The organism is Legionella sp. (assembly GCF_049790535.1).
GTDB lineage: Bacteria > Pseudomonadota > Gammaproteobacteria > Legionellales > Legionellaceae > Legionella.
In genome coordinates this window covers 1-5,386 of sequence record NZ_JBAQZB010000138.1, presented here as the reverse complement: position 1 = coordinate 5,386, position 5,386 = coordinate 1, and the positions used below count along the sequence as shown (strand labels likewise).

Here is a 5,386-nt window from a genome sequence, read left to right as displayed (position 1 = left end):
GTGAGAGCTTGTAGTTTTTTATTATAAATGACATTCTGTTATAAAGTGATTGCGAAAAATAAGACAAATATTATAAAATTAATGATTCTATATGATTTTTTGAAGTCTTTTTGTAATGAGCAAACATTATTATGATAAATTAGTATACTCTGTAAATAAATATTTGGCACATAAGTATCCTAAAGTTACAACTGAAACAGATATATTTGAGCACGCTCTCCTTCGTGTTTTGGGTTTTAAATTTGTTCCAGAGAAGTGCCTCTTTATGAAGCCGGAACAAGATAATGGTGTTGATCGAATTATGATACACTTAAGAACCCCTAACGATATGGATGTATCACAATTTAGAGAACATTTGGAAAAGGCTATCCAATCTCATCCGATTAATATAATAAACAGTCAAGATAATGATTATGTTCTTGCATTAGATATTCTCCCAGAATTTATAGAGGACAAATTCAGTGAAGTTTGTTTAAACATAAATGCCATATTGAATGAAAAAAAAGAATTTTATGAGTATTGGACTAACTATAGCCAAAAAAATAGCATGTCATTAACGATGGTTTTACTAAAAAATAAAATCAAGAAATTTTTCAATGCATCTCCGCTGTCTTTAGAAAATGAGATATGGAGTAAAATTGTAACAAAAATATCTAAATCAAAGAATGACCTCAAAGTTATTAGTTGGCATGCATTCAATGATGTTGAAAGGTGGCCTCAAATTCAATTTCTTTGTAAAGATACAGAGGGTAAGAAACAGTCACTCACACTTTCTCGACATAAAATTATAAATATAATGGAGACTAATTTTTCTGATATAAAAAAAGATTTAGAAGTAAACAAGGAACTAATTGTACCTTCTGATATGAACCAGTTTACCAAAAATCTTTTGGGAAATCGAGAATTTAAAATGAGTGATGGGCATTATTCCATCGATTTAGCATACCATCCACAATATGGAAAAAGCCTACTTAACAAATATAAAATTGAATATACAACGCATAGCCCAACAGAGGATGATATGCCTGGGCGAGGGTATTTTTACCACATCTTTGATCGAAATAATTATATAAAATATTGTTTGGCTCTAAAGGAAAGTAGTGGTCATAGCTGTATGGAAGAGAGGTCGCATCAGCTGATGTATTATTACAAAAAAGAAGAGTGGTCGAAATTAGAACAAACTCTTCGCTTTTTACTTAACATAGAGATAGAGAAAGTTGATTATACTGATTTGTTATTTTACTTATTTGAAGAAGTAAAAGAAAAATTTTCGAATGAACTTTTTGATATAGTAGATGATACTTTGCAATACATAACAAAAAATAAGGAAAATCTTTTCACCGTTGAACAAATAGAAAAGGCAAATTCTGCACTAGTTGAAGTAATACAGATTCGGATGAATGCAGTTCCTTATAACTATAAGGACGCATCAGAACAAAAAGCACAGCAAAATAAATTAAAAAATGAGCTTTTTTGTGCCGCACATGGCGCCAGAAATTCTGTTTTAGCTAATAGATTGTTGGCAGAAATTTCTGGACAAGGATTAGGCCAAACTTTTAAGTCTGATGCTATTATGGAAACTCCTCTACTTCTAATAGAGTGTGCTGAAAAAATCAAAATACTCACAGAACAACTCAAAGCAAGACCTGATAGTTCTCTTGTGCAATTTTCTTTGTTTCAGAGCACGCAGCCAGAAACTTTGGTATCACCACGCCCAACTATGCCTCGATCTTGTTAAAAACTCTGAGAGATGTCTTCAGAGTTCACTCGCCAGCACGGCAGGTTGGTTCTTTGGCAAAAAATGGGAGGATATTTGGCTAGAAAGAATGATTCTCCGCCAGGACCAAAAGCAATATCGCAAAGAATAACGCAGTTGTATCATTCAATTAACGCTATTGAGTTGGCTAAAAAAACTTATGGGTAACGACATGCACTGCAATTTGTGATCGGGATGGAGTGGAATATGCAAATATTTCATGCTCCATGAGATATCATCGTTTTTCATCCGTTGTCAGTACTTTGGAGGAACGTTTGGCTTTTATTCCTTTATTTTGCCAACATTATCTAAATGCCAAAAAATTAATTGCTAACTAAAGATATCTTTTTGTAGCTTTGCGACTTGGGTAAAGAGTTTTTAGAAAAAGAGCACCATCCATTTCTTTTACATAAGGTACACAGTATATTTTTCCTAAACACATAATCTGCATTATTTTTTGGTTGGGATATTTAGCTTGGTTATGATGCTCTAAAATATCAAGCAAGTTGCCATTTTTTATTTCAAGGATAATCTCTTCAAATCCTATGCCTCTTGTGGCTAGAAGATTGGCATTTTTTGCCTCATCATATCTGAATTTCATGTATTAAAATCCACTTACTGCATCTTTGTGTATGAGCATGTTGATATAGGTTTGATAAGGGATTCCTAGCTTGGATGCCTTGATTTGCATTGCTTCAAGGTCTATCTCACTAATACGGATAGTAATAGATTTTTTCCTTTTTACATGGCTTTTGGCCGCCTCTTTTAACATGGCCTTTTCTTCTTCTAGGTTAATTACTGATTGGAGGCGCTCAAAATTATCTTCGATATCTTGTTCATATGAATCAAGCACAGTTTTGTTGCTCATATAAATCTCCCATAGCTAAATTATAATAATTATAGCACAATGTACATACTTTGTAATTACTGTTGATTAGTAAAATTATAGCGTGGTGGGTTCTGCTAAGTGTAACGTATCCATTAAAGAAATATTCCGTTATGCCAAGCCTAGCTAAGATGAGATGCAAGAAACCATAGAGGGACTATTTGCGTAAATGGAGTATTAGAGATGAGTAATGCATCTTATTGGGTATATATCTTACTTTGCGAAAACAATACTTATTATACAGGCTACTCGATTGGTCATGGATGGCCAAAATCAATCGCGAGGTAATGCCATCGAAGTTATACAAAGTTGGATTACCAATAGGCAATCCAAGGTTGATTATCAGTATGGTTAAAAGTTGCTTACTGTTGGTTCACTCTTCATATGACAATGACAATAATTAATAAATAATAAAACGCCGCTATCTGGAGCACAATCTTTAGGACTATGGCATGAGCGATCAGAAATATCTATCGAAGCACCAGCATCTATAAGCATTTTAATCATTTGTCGATCCCCTTGTTTCACTGCTATATGCAACGCTGTTTGACCATCCTTATCCTGAAGGTCTAAAGACGCGCCAGCCTTTACCAATGCATGAGCACAATCAAAATTTTTGTTAGCAACAGCCCACTGCAGTGCAGAACGGTCATAAGTGGGATCTGCTTTGTCCAGATCCGGTTTAGACATGGATTTAATAAGTACCTTAAGTTCAAATAAACGGCCCCAAGTCGCTGCCCTTCTTAGAGCCTGATCATGTACTGGACTGCCCATTTCATCTGATTTGCGTAATGAAGCACACACGTGAGCAAGTTGTACTGGATCATTTGTTTTTCGTGATTCACCAAGAAAACCAAGAAGTCTTGGAGCGATTTTACCGCTGGCTTGATTGATAATAGTTTGATTCATGTTCACTAACTTTGAGTTAATAGAATCCAATTTTAACAAAAAATCGGTGCGATTCATATCCATTCTGCTTAGTGGTTTGTTGGCAAAAAGCAAGCCAGACAGTTCAATAATCATCTGAGGCATTTCTCCAAATAAGGAAGTATCATTAGATACCATTGACTTCACTGCAATTAAATAAGCCGCAACAAATTCTGTATTCGCATTCATATCTTGATAATAAGGTAACTTTTTATCTCGCATCGCTTCCAAAGTACTTGTGACGCCAGTTGACAAAATCAATGAACTGTTCGCGTGGGCAACCGTTTGACGCATCACTCCGTGTGATAATGATTGATGGTATTCAATTGCCGGAAGAGGCTTGGACGTAGCCAATGTCATGTCATGATTATAAGCGTATTGGATTTCATATTTTTTATTTGTGAACTGTCCAACAAGGATGTATTTGTCTTGATCACTTAATTTAATGTATTGTGCAATTAATTTGTAATCTGTAGCAGGGTTTACTGCGGCAAGATACATAAATCCATAATTACCCGTGGGAACCATTTCCTGGTCAGAACTTGATAATGTAGGTAAATCTTCTGCTTTGGTAATCGAGGGTATGCCTAACCGATCTGTTCCAAGACCAGCACTTCCAATTAACATGTCTCCATCATCAAAATAATCATAAAGCTTAGGTTGCTCTCTCTTCGCTTGCATACGGTAGAGAGTTTTAAAAAACGAATCTGCAAAAGCTCTCTGGTTTACATTCCCCACAAATAAGAATTTAGTATCAGGGGAAAGAGCTCGTTTGATAATATCTGCTGGAGCATGCTTACAACGGTTGGCATCAATAAAAGCTACGACTGTATTGTCAACCGCATCAAACATCTCTAAAGAAGATAGCCCTATGCTAGTACCTTCTATGGATACACGATCATCCACAGGAGTTCCATAAATACTTGTAAATCGAGGTATCCCATCAAGTGTACTCACTAAAATGACATCAATATCCGTTATTCCCTGTTTGGTGAGCTCGTGGACAATATCCTTTGCCATATTACCTGCAAAAACAAAATCACCTTTTGCAGTAGGATTTTCACAATTAGCATGAATAAGAAGTACTTTACCCATAATTTACCCCTTTGTTAAATTTATGAGCACAATAATAAATCTTTAACATTAACAAAATATTAATAAAGTGTTTTTTTTAACTCTAGATCTTTGTACGGGACAATTTTTTAAAAAGCAGTTTTTAGTGGTTTAAAGATAATCCAATTTGCGAATTAAGAAAGCGAATTTAAATGAACTATGGAGTTAGCAAGCAAATCTGTGAGTTGATCTAAACCCAATCGAAAAAAACTATTTTTTGGTCTTTTTTGATTTCGTAATTTTTTAAGAGGAATGGGCTTAATAGGCCTGGTTTAATGAAATGGACTCCTCTCCTAATCGGGGCAATACTAATGCCTTGTTGAGGAGAGGAGTCCATTTCATTAAACCAGGCCCTCGACGGATAAAACAAAAGTGTAAATCCGCCTCACTTTTTGTCAGAATGGCTAATTTAAGACTTAAGTTCTGTTATAATAAAGCGCACAAATCATTTGCTACATATATGAACCATCCCGTTTTGCAAGCTAATTTTAAAATAATGTTATAGGTTTAAGTTGCTGTCATATATTCGGCGTCAAAGCAAAGGCTTGCGCCCTGATGTAAATCCGCACTCTTTTTCCTCATCAGAACCATGGCATCAAAGTGCCGTGTCGCAAAACAGGTTTTAAAAGAGTTGGTTTGACCTATTAACCATCATCAAAAATTAACTAAAGCAAACTTGTGATATGCTGTTTTATGTTAAGTTT

General features: G+C 35.0%; 4 protein-coding genes. 1 reads left to right on the top strand and 3 read right to left on the bottom strand.

Annotation, left to right across the window (positions count from 1 at the left end; translation table 11 throughout):
* Positions 1–115: 115 nt before the first annotated feature.
* On the top strand, positions 116–1,738 hold the full coding sequence (locus WA877_RS09580; protein WP_425170693.1) for a hypothetical protein: 1,623 nt from the start codon (positions 116–118) through the stop codon (positions 1,736–1,738).
* Between the two features lie 352 nt (positions 1,739–2,090).
* Here the strand turns inward: WA877_RS09580 and WA877_RS09575 are convergent, their stop codons facing one another.
* The 3 genes from WA877_RS09575 to ankY all read right to left on the bottom strand — a co-directional run bounded on the left by WA877_RS09575 (position 2,091) and on the right by ankY (position 4,664).
* On the bottom strand, positions 2,091–2,357 hold the full coding sequence (locus WA877_RS09575; RefSeq protein WP_425170692.1) for a toxin: 267 nt from the start codon (positions 2,355–2,357) through the stop codon (positions 2,091–2,093).
* Positions 2,358–2,360: 3 nt separating this feature from the next.
* Positions 2,361–2,624 carry a CopG family antitoxin gene (locus tag WA877_RS09570; protein WP_425170691.1) on the bottom strand — a complete coding sequence of 88 codons (264 nt, stop codon included), beginning with the start codon at positions 2,622–2,624 and terminating at the stop codon, positions 2,361–2,363.
* Between the two features lie 369 nt (positions 2,625–2,993).
* Entirely contained in the window at positions 2,994–4,664 is a 1,671-nt protein-coding gene (ankY, locus tag WA877_RS09565; RefSeq protein ID WP_425170690.1) for a Dot/Icm T4SS effector AnkY/LegA9, read from the bottom strand.
* Between the last annotated feature and the right edge of the window lie 722 nt (positions 4,665–5,386).

Bases quoted from the DNA above. Each gene is read 5' to 3' on its own strand.
- WA877_RS09580 (WP_425170693.1), top strand. From the start codon at position 116: ATGAGCAAACATTATTATGATAAATTAGTATACTCTGTAAATAAATAT.
- WA877_RS09575 (WP_425170692.1), bottom strand. From the start codon at position 2,357: ATGAAATTCAGATATGATGAGGCAAAAAATGCCAATCTTCTAGCCACA.
- WA877_RS09570 (WP_425170691.1), bottom strand. From the start codon at position 2,624: ATGAGCAACAAAACTGTGCTTGATTCATATGAACAAGATATCGAAGAT.
- ankY (WP_425170690.1), bottom strand. From the start codon at position 4,664: ATGGGTAAAGTACTTCTTATTCATGCTAATTGTGAAAATCCTACTGCA.